Raw genomic sequence first — 13,676 nt, forward strand, 5'->3', positions numbered from 1 at the left:
AAGGTAACACCGCATAATTGAACAAGAGCGATTTACGAGTAAATTTTGCGTTCTGACGAGGCGTGAGTTTGCGGTAATACTTGATGTATTACCGTGAACTCACAACGAAGTCAGGGCACAAAATTTCTGTAAAGCGCCGCGGCAGTGCGACCGGAGCCTGCACAAGGAGCCGCAGCTTTAATTGTTCGGTGTTGCCTCGATATTTTGTAAAAGATGAGGTGAACGCCATGCCGCGGCTGGAGAAAACCATAGAAGCGGTCTTTGCCGACCGCGATATCATGCCCGACGAGGTGCCGCAGCTTGACCTGTATATGGATCAGGTGCTGACGCTGTTCGATCAGTGCTTATCGGGCAGCAAGCGCACGCCGGAGGATAAGCTGCTGACAAAAACCATGGTCAACAACTACGTCAAGGAAGGGCTTATGACGCCGGTGAAGGGCAAAAAATACACGCGCCAGCAGATCATGCAGCTGCTCTGCGTGTACCATTTGAAGCAGACGCTGCGCTTAAACGATGTGAAGGCGCTGACCGGTCGGGACGATGTGGACTTTGCGGCGTGCTACGAGCATCTGCTCGCGGACAAGAAGCGCATGCGCGAAGCCATTCCGCCGCTGCTGACTGCCCAGCTGCCCGAGACGCCGGATGACCCGGAGGAGCGGCTGTGCACATGCCTTGCGCTCAGCGAAATTGCAAATTATTTACGTCGGCTGTGCGAAAGCATGATCGACGATATCCCGCAGCAGACAGAAGGAGATTGAGACCCATGTCCATCGAAAAAGCAAAAGCGTATCTGCGTCAGTTCGGCGCAGAGGATCGCGTGATCGAATTCCCGGTGTCCAGTGCGACCGTGGAGCTGGCCGCCGAAGCTGTCCACTGCGAACCGGCACGCATCGCAAAAACGCTGTCGTTCCGCACGAATGACGGCGTGATCCTCATCGTTGCGGCAGGCGACACCAAGATCGACAACCCGAAGTACAAGGCGCGGTTCGGCTGCAAGGCGCGGATGCTCGCGTTTGAGGAGGTCGAGCCGGAGATCGGTCATGCGGTCGGCGGCGTGTGCCCGTTCGGCGTGAACGACGGCGTAACGGTCTACCTCGATGAATCGCTCCGACGGTTCGAGACGGTATTCCCAGCGTGCGGCTCGTCCAACTCAGCCATCGAGGTCACCATCCCGGAACTGGAGAAATTCTCCGGTTTCAAGGCATGGGTGGACGTCTGCAAGGGCTGGAGAGAGGCGTGAGCACGGTTGCTATCGGGCAGTTCGGCGCCGGAGAGAACAAAACTGCCAATCTCAGGGAAATAGAACGCCTTGCACAAACGGCAGCGGAAAATGGAGCGGAAATGCTGTTTTTGCCGGAATACAGCATGTATTACGCAAAAGTGAACGCGCGGTCGAAAAATATCGAGGCCGCAGAGCCGTGTGACGGCGCGTTCATTATTGCGCTCGGTGAGCTTTGCAGGAGATACGGCCTGTGGATTGCCGCAGGCATGTACGAGCGCACGGACGGTCTGCCGTACAACACGATTGCGGTTCTTGACGACCGCGGCAGCCTGCGCGGAACGCACCGCAAGAACCGTTTGTACGATGCGTTCGGCTATCGGGAATCCGATGAGTGCCGGGCAGGGGACAAGCCGTTTTCGCCCATCGAGACACCCGCTGGAAAACTGGGTATCATTACCTGCTTCGAGCTTCGGTTTCCGGCGCTGGCCGCCGAGCAGAAGGCGCGCGGCGCCGAGACGCTGTTCGTTCCGGCGGGCTGGGTGCAGGGCGAAAACAAGCTGCTGCACTGGCGCACCCTTCTGTGCGCGCGAGCCATCGAGAATGGTCTGACCGTGCTCGGTGCAGATCAGTATGCGCCCGGAAAATTTGTCGGGCACAGCATGGCGTTTCAGCCGGACGGCACCGCGCTCGGTGAACTCGGGGAAGAACAGGATTTGCTTATCGTGAAAATAAATTGATGAAAATTAAGTGAATGGGGAGAGGAAATGAAGGCTGCCAAATGCTTTATCATCTGTGAAATCGTTTGCTTTGTCGGTCTGGCGCTGTCGTATGCAGGCGAATTTCTGTGCGCTTTTGTGGCGCAAGGAACGGATAAGGACATATTTCAGATGGGATTATTCCTGTTCTGGCTGCTTATTGGGCCGTTGGCAATCTGCAATCTGATTTGCGCTGCTGTGATGTACAGGCGGCTGTCCGACCCGGCGGTGCGGCAGACGCTGTGGCGCTGCATCATTGCAATGAAGTGCATCGCGATTCCAATGTTCCTGCTGAATTTCTTTTTCGGCATGATTTACGGCATGTTTACGCTGATTTTCCCGATGACGCTGCCGGTCGTGCTCTTACAAATGCTGGTTGCCTGGTTTGCCATGATGGCCTCGTCCGGCTACTGCATTGCGCTCATCCTGCACGCGTGCAAGCAGGGTGCAATCGGCACGGGAACTGCAGTCCTGCAGGTCATTTCCCAGTTTATTTACGTTGTTGATGTTATCAGCCTGTTTTTCATTCGCAAGACGGTAAAAGAATGCGAAACGGCACAATAAGTTAAAAAAGGAGTATCATCATGCAGTTTGATCCTACATTGTATGTCATTACGGACAGTACCTACCACACGACCGAGACCCTGCTTCACGCGGTGGACGAAGCCTGCAAGGGCGGTGCAACGCTCATTCAGCTCCGCGAGAAGGACACCGGCGGACGCAGCTACCTTGAGTTGGCGCAGCAGGTCAAGTCCGTCACCGACCGCTACAGCGTGCCGCTCATCATCGACGACCGCGTGGACGTTGCCATTGCCTGCGATGCAGCCGGCGTGCACGTCGGCGCGAGCGACCTGCCGGTTGCCGTGTGCCGCAAGCTGCTCGGCCCGGATAAGATCGTCGGCGCGACCGCCAAGACGGTCGAAGCAGCCGTTGCCGCGTACAATGACGGCGCGGATTACCTTGGCACCGGCGCCATTTACCCGACGACTACCCACGTTACCACCAAGGTTACGCCGGTCTCCGTGCTGAACGATGTGTGCCGCGCGGTCCCGATTCCGGTGGTTGCCATCGGCGGCCTGAACGCGGATAACATGGACGTGCTGGCTGACAGCCCCATCAAGGGCATCGCCGTGGTCTCTGCCGTCATGAAGGCGGACGATCCGTGCGCGGCTGCCGCGCATATCAAGGAAAAGTTCCTGAAAATGATGAATAAGTAAGAAAAAGCTCCGAAACAGGCGTTTCGGAGCTTTTCTTTTGCCGGTCAGTTGTTCGGTTCGATCGCGTAATCGTAGATCTCGTGTCCGCTTTCGAGCACCTTGCCGTCCACGGTGATGAGCACTGCGGTTGCGCCGCGCGCCTGCGCGAACGTGTTGACCAGTGCGTAGATCTTGAGCGTTTCACCGGCGGTGCCGGAGGCGCGGATCGCCTCGCCGAAGGCGGCATTCATGTCGAGCGTGAGCGTGCCGTTCTCGAGTGACGAGGACTGCACCTTGACGCCCTCGGGCAGCGAGCCTGCGGCGATGAGCGCGTCCACGAGCGACTGGTCGGAGTCGTCCTTCGCGTCTGCGCCGGTCGGTGTGAGCGTTTCGCCCTGTTCATCCGGAACGTAGATCGTGACCGACTCCGTGCCGCTCGGATTGGGGTTTTCCGGCTGTACGGCAGGTTTATCGGTCTTGGAATCGGACGGTTTGCCGGAATTGCTGTCGTCCGGCGTGGTCGGGTTCTCCGGCTTGGTAACAGCAGGCTTTTCCGGCTCATCGGCGGGCTTGCTGCGGACATATCCATATACACAGGCTGCGGCGACTACTGCAATGATCGCAATTACGGCTATAATAACTTTTGAGCGTTTCATTGTAAACGCCTCCTTTCTCTTACAAGCCTATTGTATCAAGCCAGACGGGAAAATACAAGGGATATACTGTTAACAAACGGCGGCTTTTTGCCCCGGTCTGGGCGTCCTCTGTTTTTTTTGCACCGATCCGTTGGGGGGCGAACCCGCCTGCGGCAGTTCGAGTGCCCTGCACAATCGGTGCAGAAAAATTTCTCGAAAATTTTCAAAAAGTTGACCATTCACGGTCAATTTTCACCTCCATCCGGCATAGGGTTGAAGGAGGTGACGCAATGATGAACATTGCATTCAAACAGGCGCACAGCGGCAACTACCGCCGATCCGCACGCGGAAAGGAGGATATCTGCTATCTGGTGATTCACTTTACGGCGAACGACGGCGATACCGCAAAAAATAACGCGGATTACTTCGCTCGGGCGGAGATTTCGACCTCAGCGCACTATTTTGTGGACGAAAACGAGGTTTGGCAGTCGGTCCGCGACGCGGATATCGCATGGCACTGCGGCACGCGCGGCGTCTATTTCCACCCGTACTGCCGCAACGCGAACAGCATCGGCATTGAGCTGTGCAGCCGCAAAAACGGCGAGAAATTCTACTTTATGCCCGAGACTGTGCGTCGGGCGCAGGCGCTGACGTGCGAACTGATGGCGAAATACGGTATTCCGCTCGAAAATGTTGTGCGCCACTACGATGTTACACACAAAAACTGTCCTGCGCCGTTCGTCGAGAGCGCATCCGCGTGGACAGCATTCAAGCAGGGTCTACAGAAAAAGGAGGAACCTGACATGACCGAAGCCGAGGTAAAGAAGATCATCGAGAGCACCCGCAGGACGTACAACAGCGTTTCCGCCGTTCCCGCGTGGGCGAAGCCGACTGTCGAGAAGCTGACGCGCAAGGGCTGGCTGCTTGGCGACGAGCACGGAAAACTCGACCTGACCGAAGAGCTGCTCCGCACACTGGTTATCAACGACCGCGCCGGAATCTACGGCGAATAAGCGCAGCTGCTGCGAAACTACAGTTTCGCCGACAAGCAGGAACGGACCGTGGGCCGTTCCAAAGTCGTCCAAAAGTTCCTCCCGATGGTCGAAACTTTCTCCCTCTATAGGTATAAAAACCGTGATACATGCTCCCGGTTTTTATGAATTTGCAGTGCAAATTCTATTGAATGCGCGCTGCTGCGCGATTTGTGTCAAATTCGTAGAAAAATAGATTTTTCTACAAATTAAGAGGCTGTAAGCATCTCTTACAGCCTCTTTTTGTTACTTGGTGTTTTGATAGGTCAGACCCTTTTTTCGGATGATAAGCAGCTGGATATAGTACGATGCCGCAAGGAATACCGCTGCGAATGTCCACGCGGCCGCGTCCGTGTAGAACAGACCGCGCTCACCGATGGCCCTGGTCAGCAGCAGCGATGCACCCACACGGCCTGCGAACTCGGTCAGACCGGAGAGCATGGGCGCGGTCGTAAAGCCCATGCCCTGCAGGGCCGAGCGGTAGGTGTGCAGCACATAGGCGGACAGCAAAAACGTGCTCATGACAACCAGATAATCATACGCGACCGACAGCGCCTCGGCGGCGTTGGCAGCATCCGCGGAGATGAACAGCGCGACAACGTGACGGCCGAACAGGATCATGCCCGCCGCCAGCAGCGCGGAAAAGCTGAGCGCCAGCACAAGCGTCGAGCGGACACCCATCCGCACGCGGTCAAGCCGGTTTGCGCCCCAGTTCTGGCCGGTGTAGGTCGAGGCGGCGTAGCCGAACGCGGACGCGGAGCAGTCCATCAGGCCGTGCAGCTTGTTGGTCGCGGTGAAGCCCGCGAGGAACACAAAGCCGCAGGTGTTGATAACCGCCTGCATGATGATGCCGCTGATGACGATGACGAAATGCTGCAGCGCGAGCGGCAGACCAAGATGGCACAGCCGCCGGATTACACTGCCGTCCGGCTGCCAGTCCGGCTTTTCGACGGACGCAGCTGGGATTTTCCGCAGCGCAATGACGCAGTACGCGAATGCAAACAGCTGCGCGAGCAGCGTCGCGGCGGCAGCGCCCGGAATGCCCCAGCCGAAGCGGATAACGAACAGCAGATCGAGCACAATGTTCAGACATCCGGCAGTAAACATGGCAATAAGCGGACTTTTGCCGTCTCCGAGTGCGCGGAGAATCGCCGCTGCCATGTTGTACGCCATCGTGATGAGCGTGCCCGCATACATCATGGTTAAATAAATGTGCGCGCCGTCATAGATGTTCTCGGGCGTGTCCAGCAGGTGCAGCAGCCAGCCTGCCGAGGACACGAACACCACGGTCAGCAGGATGCCGACTGCCGCGCACAGCAGCACGGACATGGTGATGGCCTTGCGCAGTCCCTTTTTATCGTTTGAGCCGAAGGTCTGCGACACGAGCACGGAAAAGCCCTGCGTCATGGCCTGCACGGTCCACAGCACCAGCCAGTACAGCCAGTCGGTCGCGCCGAGTGCGGCCAGCGCCTCCACACCGACACCGCGCCCGACGATGGACGCGTCTGCGACTGTGTACAGCTGCTGACCGACATTTGTCAAAATCAGCGGTACGGCCAGTCCGAGAATGAGTTTTGTCGGACGGCCGACGGTCATATTTGTCTCTCTGCTCATACAATCTCCTTACTTTGCCAGTTCGTACATTGCCGCCGCGATGATTTCCGCGTTCTGCAGCACGCGCTCGATCTCCATGTACTCGTCCGGCTTGTGCTCGCGCACCTCATCGCCGGGGAAGATCGGGCCGAATGCGACAAGGTTCGGCATGGACTTGGCATAGGTGCCGCCGCCGATGCTCTTCAGCTCGGCCTTCTCGCCGGTCTGCTCCTCATATACCTTGGACAGTCTGCGGATGAGTTCGCTTTCGGGCGGCATGTAAATGGCCGCCGCGTGCGTCATTTCGGTTTCAGTAAAGCCGCCGAGCGTGAAACCGCGCAACAGACGCGGGTACACGCGCTCGTATTTCAGGGTGACCGGGTAGCGCACCGAGAAAACGAGCGACAGCGTTTCCTGCTCAAATTTTGCCACGCCGAGGTTGAGCGTCAGCGGGCCGGACAGCTCATCGCGCATGGCGAGGCCGAGGGACTCGCCGTGTACCTCCATGCCGATGCGCTCTGCCACAAATGCGATGCAGTCGCCAAGCTCGCCGGTCAGCGGCAGTTGATTGAGTGCCTGCGCCAGCCGTCCGATGGCATTTTCGCCCTGCTCCGGGGTCGAGCCGTGAACGGCAATGCCCTCGGCTTCCACGCGGATGCCGCCCTCGATCGGCGTGATGGTTACCTTGTCCGCCGAGATTTTGGCAGCCGCGTCCGCCGGACACTGCAGCTCCGCCGCTGCATACGCCGGAGAGATGTTGGAGGCAGCACCGCCCTCGAACTTTGTCAGGCGGTAATCGCCGGTCTGGTGCAGCTTTCGGCTGTAAGTGCCGTTGAGAATGCCCTTTTCGCCGTTGATGATCGGGTATTCGCCGTCCGGCGTGAAGCCGTACACCGGCAGTTCGCCGCCATGCGAAACGTACCACGACATATCGCCGCAGCCGGTTTCCTCGTTGGTGCCGAACAGCAGACGGATGCGCTTGGAGGGGGCAAATCCGGCATCCTTGAGCGCCGCCAGCGCGTAGATGGCCGCCACCATCGGGCCCTTGTCGTCCATCGTGCCGCGTCCGTAAATACGGCCGTTTTTGATTTCGCCGGAAAACGGCTCGGTCTCGGTCCAGCCGTCGCCGGCGGGCACAACGTCCAGATGACCGAGCACAGCCACCATTTCCTCGCCCTCGCCGTACTCGCACCAGCCGACGCGGTCGTCCATATTGCCGGTCCGGAAACCCAGCTTTTCGCAGAGCGCAAGCGTTTCGTGCAGCGCACGGGCAGGCTCACGGCCGAACGGCGCATGCTCTTCCGGCACGCCTTCCACGCTCGGTATGCGCACGAGCGCGGCAAGACTTTCCAGCAGTTCGTCCGCATGTGCGCGGATATAGGGTTTGCAGTTCATAATAAAAACCTCCTTAACAGGGTGGATTATTCATCGGATTGGGAATGATTGAGCACAAAATGGCTCTTTTTGTATGAGATAAGTCCGTCGCGCTGCATGCGGCTCAGCTCGGCGGACAGCGCACTGCGGTCCACGCCGAGGTAGTCGGCAAGCTGCTGACGGTCAAACGGAATGTCGAACGTGTCCGAGCCGTGCTGCACCGCCTGCGCGGACAGGTACGACAGCAGCTTGCCGCGCATGGATTTCGGGCTTGTGTGGAAGATTTTTCGCGTCAAAAGCAGGTTTTTCTGCGCGGTGACGTCCAAAAGATTGCGTAAAAGCACACTGTGCGCGCTGTCCTGCGCGGCAGAGGAGAGCAGCATTTCGCTCGGCAGGAACAGCACCTCGGACGGCTCGTCCGCCACCGCGGAGACCATCATGGGCGTGCCGGGGACGCAGGCGTACGTTTCAGCGAATACCGAACCGGGCGTAATGTGATCGAGCAGCATCTTGTGGCCCCATGCGTCGCAGCGCTCGATATTCACGCCGCCCGAGAGCAGAATGCACAGCGCATGCGCGGTATCGCCAACGCGGTAAATCGGCTGAAATTTGTCAAATTCACGCGTGCAGGCGTGCAGACGGCGCAAAAGCGGGGATAATTCTGCGGTTTCAATGCCGCGGAACAGGCCGCAGCGCGCAAGGATGGACAGGTTCATATTTCCTCCTGTTTTGTTGTTGGGACAACATACTTTGCCTTCTCAGTATAGTAAGATATGAGCGTAAAGTCAAGCGGGACACACGAACCGCGCAGGCGGGTTCGCCCGAACGGGGCGGCAGCTTTTTCAGCACCGGAAAGCCGGGGCACACGAACTGCGTCAGCGTGTTCGCCCTTTCCGGGCGGCTTCTTTTCTGCACCGACCCAGCGGGGCACTCGAACTGCCGCAGGCGTGTTCGCCCCTGACGGGCGGGAAGTTTTCCGCTGAACCTCAGCGGGGGATTCGCCGTCTGCGGACGGCGGGAACGTGCCGCGCCCCGCAGCGGGGACGACGCCGTACCCACGGCGGTGGGCAAAAAGGAAGGACAACCTGCGGTTTTCCTTCCTCTTTGAACTCCTACCTTTCCCTTGTTAAATAGTCTGGCGCAGATTACTGACATGTGACCGCTGCGAAATAAGGGGAACGGCAGTCGGGTTATCGCAGCGTATCTTTCTCCGCCTTTTCGCAGTTCACAGACAGCGTACTGCTACACATACGGGCTACTCTGCGCAGGCGCGACATAACAGTGTCGCGCAACTCTTTGGCACGTTGTAACGCACGGCATCTGCGAATTTAGACGTTTGGTACAATTTATCCTCGTAGGTGCTGTCTATCATAATGCGCTTACGAATTGCGCGGCACTGTCATGCCGCGCCTGCTGGAAGTAGCCGACCTGTGTAGCAGAACGGTATCTGACCCTGCGAACAGGTTGCGAAAGACACGGAAGAAAAAATCCTCTGCCGTTCCCTTATTTCGCAGCGGTCACATGTCGGCAATCTGCGCCAGACTATCCAAGGGAAAGGGGTGATCCACAAGAGGGTGGAAACCGCAGGTGTCTACCCTCTTGTGCCCCCGCCGGGTAGGCGGCCCCCCGCTGGCTCAGCGGAACCATCTCAAGACAAGAAACAGGATATATAAGGAGAAAACACTATGATTCGCAAAATTATCGAAATCGACAAAGAAAAATGCAACGGCTGCGGCCTGTGTGCCCACGCCTGCCACGAGGGCGCTATCGGCATGGTGGACGGCAAAGCCGCTCTGCTCCGCGACGACTACTGCGACGGCCTCGGCAACTGCCTGCCGGTCTGCCCGACAGGCGCTATCTCGTTCGTCGAGCGCGAAGCCGCCGCTTACGACGAAGCCGCCGTGCAGGCCAATATGCAGGCAAAATCTCAGCCGCACACCGGATGCCGGGCAGCATGGCACGGAGTATGGAACACGCCCCGGTCAATCAGCCGGCCTCGTTCATTCCGATGCCGAGCCAGCTGCGCCAGTGGCCGGTGCAGATCAAGCTTGTGCCGGTGAATGCGCCTTATTTTGACGGCGCAAACCTGCTCATCGCGGCAGACTGCACCGCTTACGCGTACGCAAATTTCCATCAGGATTTTATCCGGGGGAAGGTAACGCTCGTCGGCTGTCCCAAGCTGGATGATGTGGATTACAGCGAGAAGCTGACCGAAATCCTCCGTCAGAACAACATCAAAAGCGTAACCGTTGTCCGCATGGAGGTGCCGTGCTGCGGCGGACTGGAATACGCCGTCCGCACCGCGCTGCAGAACTGCGGCAAGCTGTTGCCGTGGCAGGTGAAGACCATTTCCATCAAGGGCGAACTGCTGGACGACTGACCGATTTCTGTCGATTTCACTGATTTGCATTTGCAATTTTCGTTCAAAACGTGTAAAATAAAAAGGTAACACCACATAATTGGACAAGAGTGATTTGTGAGTAAAGTTTGTGTTCTGACGCGGCACGGTTTCGCAGCAATACTTGATGTATTGCAAGAATCGTAACAAAGTCAGAGTGCAAAATTTCCACAAAGCACCGCAGTCAAATTGTGTGGTGGTGCCTTTGGAATGACACCGCGCAACGCGGTATGTAGGAGCGAAAATTCATGGCAGTCACTTTGGCAGAAATCGCTGCGCTGGCGGGCGTTTCCCGCGGTACGGTGGATCGGGCACTTAACGACAGAGGACGCGTCGATCCCAAGGTTGCGGCACGCGTGCGCTGCATTGCAGCAGAGCGAGGCTACCGCCCGAACCGTGCGGGACGCATGCTGGCACGCGCGAAAAACCCGATCAGGATCGGCGTGATCGTCCAGTCGGTCGAGACCATGTTCATGCACACGGTATTTGAGGAGATCGAACGCGCATCGGCGCACTTTACCACCACCGGCGCAGAGGTGCTCGTGCGGCCGCTTGAGGGCATCGATGCACAGCAGCAGCTGGACGTGATCGACGAGCTGCTCGAGGCAGGCGTGCAGGGCATCGCGCTTTCTCCGGCGGAGGACGAGCGGATACGCGCCCGTATTCAGGAGCTGTCCGGGCGCATGCCGGTCGTTACCTTCAACTCGGATCTGCCGGACTCGGGCCGCCTGTGCTATGTCGGCGTGGACAATTTCGCGTGCGGACGCATGAGCGCCGGTCTGATGGACCTGCTGCTCGCCGGTCACGGGGAAGTCCTGTTGGTTGCCGGTCAGGAAAACAACTGGTCACATCAGCAGCGTGTGGACGGCTTTCAGACCGAGGCTGCCGCAAATTTCCCCGGTTTGAGTCTGCTGCCGCCGCAGACCTGCGGGGACGATCAGCAGCTGGCGCATGATATTGTGTGCCGCGCCGTGCAGGAGCATCCGTCGCTGCGCGGTGTGTACGTTTCGGTAAACGGTCAGCTCGGCGCGTGCGACGCGCTGCGTGAACTGGGTTTACAGGGCAAGGTGCACCTGATCTGCCACGATTTGATTCCGGCAAATGCGGAGAATGTCCGCCGCGGACTCATCGACTTCCTGATCGATCAGGATGCCGCCCTGCAGGGGGCACGTCCGATCGAGCTGCTCATGGACTACCTGTTGGCAGGCGAAAAGCCGGAGACCGACCGCATTCTTGCGTGCATTGATATCCGCAACCGCTACAACGTGTGAGGTGCGCGATGAAAGAGGTTTTGCGGCTCGATCACGGCGTTTTGACGCATTTTCCGGCACCGGCCGGATGGAATAAGCCTGCGCTCATCCTGTGCCCGGGCGGCGGCTACGAATACTGCTCCATCCGGGAGGGCGCACCGGTCGCGCGTGCGTTTGCGCGGGACGGTGTGGAAGCGTTCGTGCTCGAGTACGACTGCACGGAGGTGCCGCTTGGCGTAAAGCCGCTGCACACGCTGTCCGCGTCTGTCGCCTGGGTGAGAGAACATGCGGCACAGCTCGGCATCGCGGCAGACCGCATTGCGGTCGGCGGATTTTCGGCGGGCGCCCATCTGGCGGGACTGCTGGCGGCGACGTGGCACGACGCGGACTGGTTTCCTGCGGGCACGGATTTGCAGGCGCACCGACCGAATGCGGCGGTGCTGTGCTATCCGGTGGTCTCGGCGGGAGCGTATGCGCATCGCGGCAGCTTTGTGCGTCTGGCAGGTGAAAATGCTGCGGAACAGCGGAGATTTTCGCTGGAAACGCTGGTTTCCGCGCGCATGCCGCGTACATTTTTGTGGCACACCCTGACGGACGCGACCGTTCCGGTCGAGAACACGCTGCTGCTCGAGGCGGCTTTGCGCCGAGAGAACATCAGCCACGAGCTGCACCTGTTCCCGCACGGCGTGCACGGACTCGCGCTCGCGGATTTGGAGACAGCAGACCCGATGAAAGGGCGCGTGCCCGACCGGCATATAAACCGCTGGCAGGTACTCTGCGCGGAATGGCTGAAGGAGGAATAACAATGCAGATTCGACACGCCCGGCCGGAGGATCTTCCGGCGATGCAGAAAATTTTTGCGGACGCGCGGGCATTTATGCGCGAAAACGGCAATCCCGATCAGTGGGGAGACAGATTCCCGACGCAGGAAATGCTGGACAAGGATCTTGCACTGCACCGCAGCTACGTCTGCGAGGACAACGGCAAAATCGCAGCGACCTTTGCGTTTACGACCGACGGCGAGCCGACCTACCGCGTCATTCGCGGCGGCGCCTGGCTGGACGATGCGCCGTACGGCGTTGTCCACCGTATCGCGGCGGCAAAGGGCACGCACGGCGCGGCTTCGTTCTGCATGAACTGGTGCATGGAGCAGTGCGGCAACATCCGCATCGACACGCACGCGAACAACAAGCCCATGCAGGGTCTGCTGAACAAGCTCGGCTATACCTATTGCGGCGTCATTGAGCTGGAAAACGGGCGCGGAGAACGTCTGGCGTTCCAGAAACGAGTAGAAAAGTAAGTAAGAAACAGCAAACGGCATACCGGAGAGAATCTCACGGTGTGCCGTTTTTTTATTTCCGGACTTTGATAAAATTAAAGATTGACTTTAATATAATTTGATATTATAATGAAGTTGCAATGAAAGGAAGTGATAGCCGTGGCAATCGAGGTAATGCCGGAGTGGCTTGCATCGCTGGACGAGGAGGACGTGTCGTTCATCAAAAAATTCGTGCTGGCGTCGGGTTCGCTCAAGGAGGTCGCGGGCATTTACGGTGTGACCTACCCGACCGTGCGCCTGCGTCTGGACCGTCTGATCCAGAAGATCAGACTTGGCGAGCAGGCGGACGAGGAGCCGTATATCGCGCTCATCAAGCGTCTTGCGGTCAAGGACAAGCTGGATTTTGACACGGCGAAGCTGCTCATCAACGAGTACAAAAAGCTGAGAGAGGGGAACAAATAATGCTGATTGCAACGGTTTCTACAATTATTTCGCTGATTTTTCTGATCGCGTTTGTCGCGGCAATGATTATTTTGCAGGTCTATCTTTCCAGACGGAAGAGCAAAGTGCCGGGACTGGTACTGCCTGCCATCACGTTTTCGGGGGAGCTGTTCATCCTGCTGAACGTGGTGACGAATGTGGTGATGACCTCAGTGGCTGACAATGCGGTTGGCGGAGTGGATTCGTATGACGTGTTCGTGACGGTGCTCAACACGGTGCTGACGCTGCTCGTTATCTCCATGCCGACCATCGTGCTGCTGGTGATCTACTTCCTCAGCCGCAGAGGGATGAACCGCAAAAAGCAGATCGAGAAGATGAATATTCAGGATTTGTGAGTTTTTCGCTGAATTCAGCGGGACATGGCCTGCCCGGCGGGGCACAAGAGGGTAGACACCTGCGGTTTCCACCCTCTTGTGAATCCCCCCTTTCCCTTGGAGGGTCT

Annotated in this window: 15 protein-coding genes and 1 pseudogene; 12 read left to right on the top strand and 4 right to left on the bottom strand. The window is 58.2% G+C overall.

Annotated elements, in window-relative coordinates; translation table 11 throughout:
- Positions 1 to 227 precede the first annotated feature (227 nt).
- The 5 genes from DXB00_RS03215 to thiE are packed head-to-tail and all read left to right on the top strand — an operon-like array spanning position 228 to position 3,194.
- Positions 228 to 758, top strand: a complete 531-nt coding sequence (locus tag DXB00_RS03215; RefSeq protein WP_117492121.1) for a DUF1836 domain-containing protein — start codon at positions 228 to 230, stop codon at positions 756 to 758.
- 5 nt (positions 759 to 763) lie between these two features.
- Positions 764 to 1,240 (top strand): YbaK/EbsC family protein, encoded by a 477-nt coding sequence (locus tag DXB00_RS03220; protein ID WP_117752153.1) that lies wholly within the window; start codon positions 764 to 766, stop codon positions 1,238 to 1,240.
- A complete protein-coding gene (locus tag DXB00_RS03225; RefSeq protein WP_158575588.1) occupies positions 1,237 to 1,959 on the top strand; it encodes a nitrilase-related carbon-nitrogen hydrolase in 723 nt (240 codons plus the stop codon). The genes DXB00_RS03220 and DXB00_RS03225 overlap by 4 nt, the downstream gene beginning before the upstream one ends.
- Before the next feature lie 27 nt (positions 1,960 to 1,986).
- Positions 1,987 to 2,541 carry a hypothetical protein gene (locus tag DXB00_RS03230; RefSeq protein ID WP_119214512.1) on the top strand — a complete coding sequence of 185 codons (555 nt, stop codon included), beginning with the start codon at positions 1,987 to 1,989 and terminating at the stop codon, positions 2,539 to 2,541.
- Between the two features lie 20 nt (positions 2,542 to 2,561).
- Entirely contained in the window at positions 2,562 to 3,194 is a 633-nt protein-coding gene (gene thiE, locus DXB00_RS03235; protein WP_118730318.1) for a thiamine phosphate synthase, read from the top strand.
- A gap of 44 nt (positions 3,195 to 3,238) precedes the next feature.
- Here thiE and DXB00_RS03240 read toward each other — a convergent pair whose 3' ends face one another.
- Positions 3,239 to 3,829, bottom strand: coding sequence for a GerMN domain-containing protein (locus tag DXB00_RS03240; protein ID WP_118730317.1), 591 nt, complete (start codon positions 3,827 to 3,829; stop codon positions 3,239 to 3,241).
- A 269-nt stretch (positions 3,830 to 4,098) separates the two neighbouring features.
- On the opposite strand from DXB00_RS03240, the gene DXB00_RS03245 reads away from it, so the two are divergent.
- Positions 4,099 to 4,821, top strand: a complete 723-nt coding sequence (locus DXB00_RS03245) for a peptidoglycan recognition protein family protein (protein ID WP_243107147.1) — start codon at positions 4,099 to 4,101, stop codon at positions 4,819 to 4,821.
- 264 nt (positions 4,822 to 5,085) lie between these two features.
- Here DXB00_RS03245 and DXB00_RS03250 read toward each other — a convergent pair whose 3' ends face one another.
- Genes DXB00_RS03250 through DXB00_RS03260 form a run of 3 tightly spaced genes read right to left on the bottom strand, consistent with a single transcriptional unit; the run spans position 5,086 to position 8,522 of the window.
- On the bottom strand, positions 5,086 to 6,453 hold the full coding sequence (locus DXB00_RS03250) for an MATE family efflux transporter (protein ID WP_119214513.1): 1,368 nt from the start codon (positions 6,451 to 6,453) through the stop codon (positions 5,086 to 5,088).
- Between the two features lie 9 nt (positions 6,454 to 6,462).
- Positions 6,463 to 7,827 (bottom strand): dipeptidase PepV, encoded by a 1,365-nt coding sequence (gene pepV, locus DXB00_RS03255; protein WP_118730315.1) that lies wholly within the window; start codon positions 7,825 to 7,827, stop codon positions 6,463 to 6,465.
- A 26-nt stretch (positions 7,828 to 7,853) separates the two neighbouring features.
- Entirely contained in the window at positions 7,854 to 8,522 is a 669-nt protein-coding gene (locus DXB00_RS03260; RefSeq protein ID WP_118730314.1) for a Crp/Fnr family transcriptional regulator, read from the bottom strand.
- 969 nt (positions 8,523 to 9,491) lie between these two features.
- Between DXB00_RS03260 and DXB00_RS03270 the strand changes: the two are divergent.
- From DXB00_RS03270 to DXB00_RS03295, 6 genes and pseudogenes are all read left to right on the top strand, one after another.
- A pseudogene (locus DXB00_RS03270) lies at positions 9,492 to 10,186 on the top strand (ATP-binding protein).
- Positions 10,187 to 10,452: 266 nt separating this feature from the next.
- Positions 10,453 to 11,475 carry a LacI family DNA-binding transcriptional regulator gene (locus DXB00_RS03275; protein WP_118729761.1) on the top strand — a complete coding sequence of 341 codons (1,023 nt, stop codon included), beginning with the start codon at positions 10,453 to 10,455 and terminating at the stop codon, positions 11,473 to 11,475.
- Positions 11,476 to 11,483: 8 nt separating this feature from the next.
- Positions 11,484 to 12,257 (top strand): alpha/beta hydrolase, encoded by a 774-nt coding sequence (locus DXB00_RS03280; RefSeq protein ID WP_118478566.1) that lies wholly within the window; start codon positions 11,484 to 11,486, stop codon positions 12,255 to 12,257.
- Positions 12,258 to 12,259: 2 nt separating this feature from the next.
- A complete protein-coding gene (locus DXB00_RS03285; RefSeq protein WP_118478568.1) occupies positions 12,260 to 12,754 on the top strand; it encodes a GNAT family N-acetyltransferase in 495 nt (164 codons plus the stop codon).
- 138 nt (positions 12,755 to 12,892) lie between these two features.
- Positions 12,893 to 13,195: a DUF2089 family protein gene (locus DXB00_RS03290; RefSeq protein ID WP_110437322.1), complete on the top strand. Its 303-nt coding sequence runs from the start codon at positions 12,893 to 12,895 to the stop codon at positions 13,193 to 13,195.
- Positions 13,195 to 13,569 carry a hypothetical protein gene (locus DXB00_RS03295; RefSeq protein WP_118478570.1) on the top strand — a complete coding sequence of 125 codons (375 nt, stop codon included), beginning with the start codon at positions 13,195 to 13,197 and terminating at the stop codon, positions 13,567 to 13,569. The genes DXB00_RS03290 and DXB00_RS03295 overlap by 1 nt, the downstream gene beginning before the upstream one ends.
- Positions 13,570 to 13,676 lie beyond the last annotated feature (107 nt).

Origin of the sequence: Butyricicoccus sp. OF10-2 (genome assembly GCF_003481925.1) — a bacterium.
In the GTDB taxonomy this organism is placed as follows: Bacteria; Bacillota; Clostridia; order Oscillospirales; family Butyricicoccaceae; genus Agathobaculum; species Agathobaculum butyriciproducens.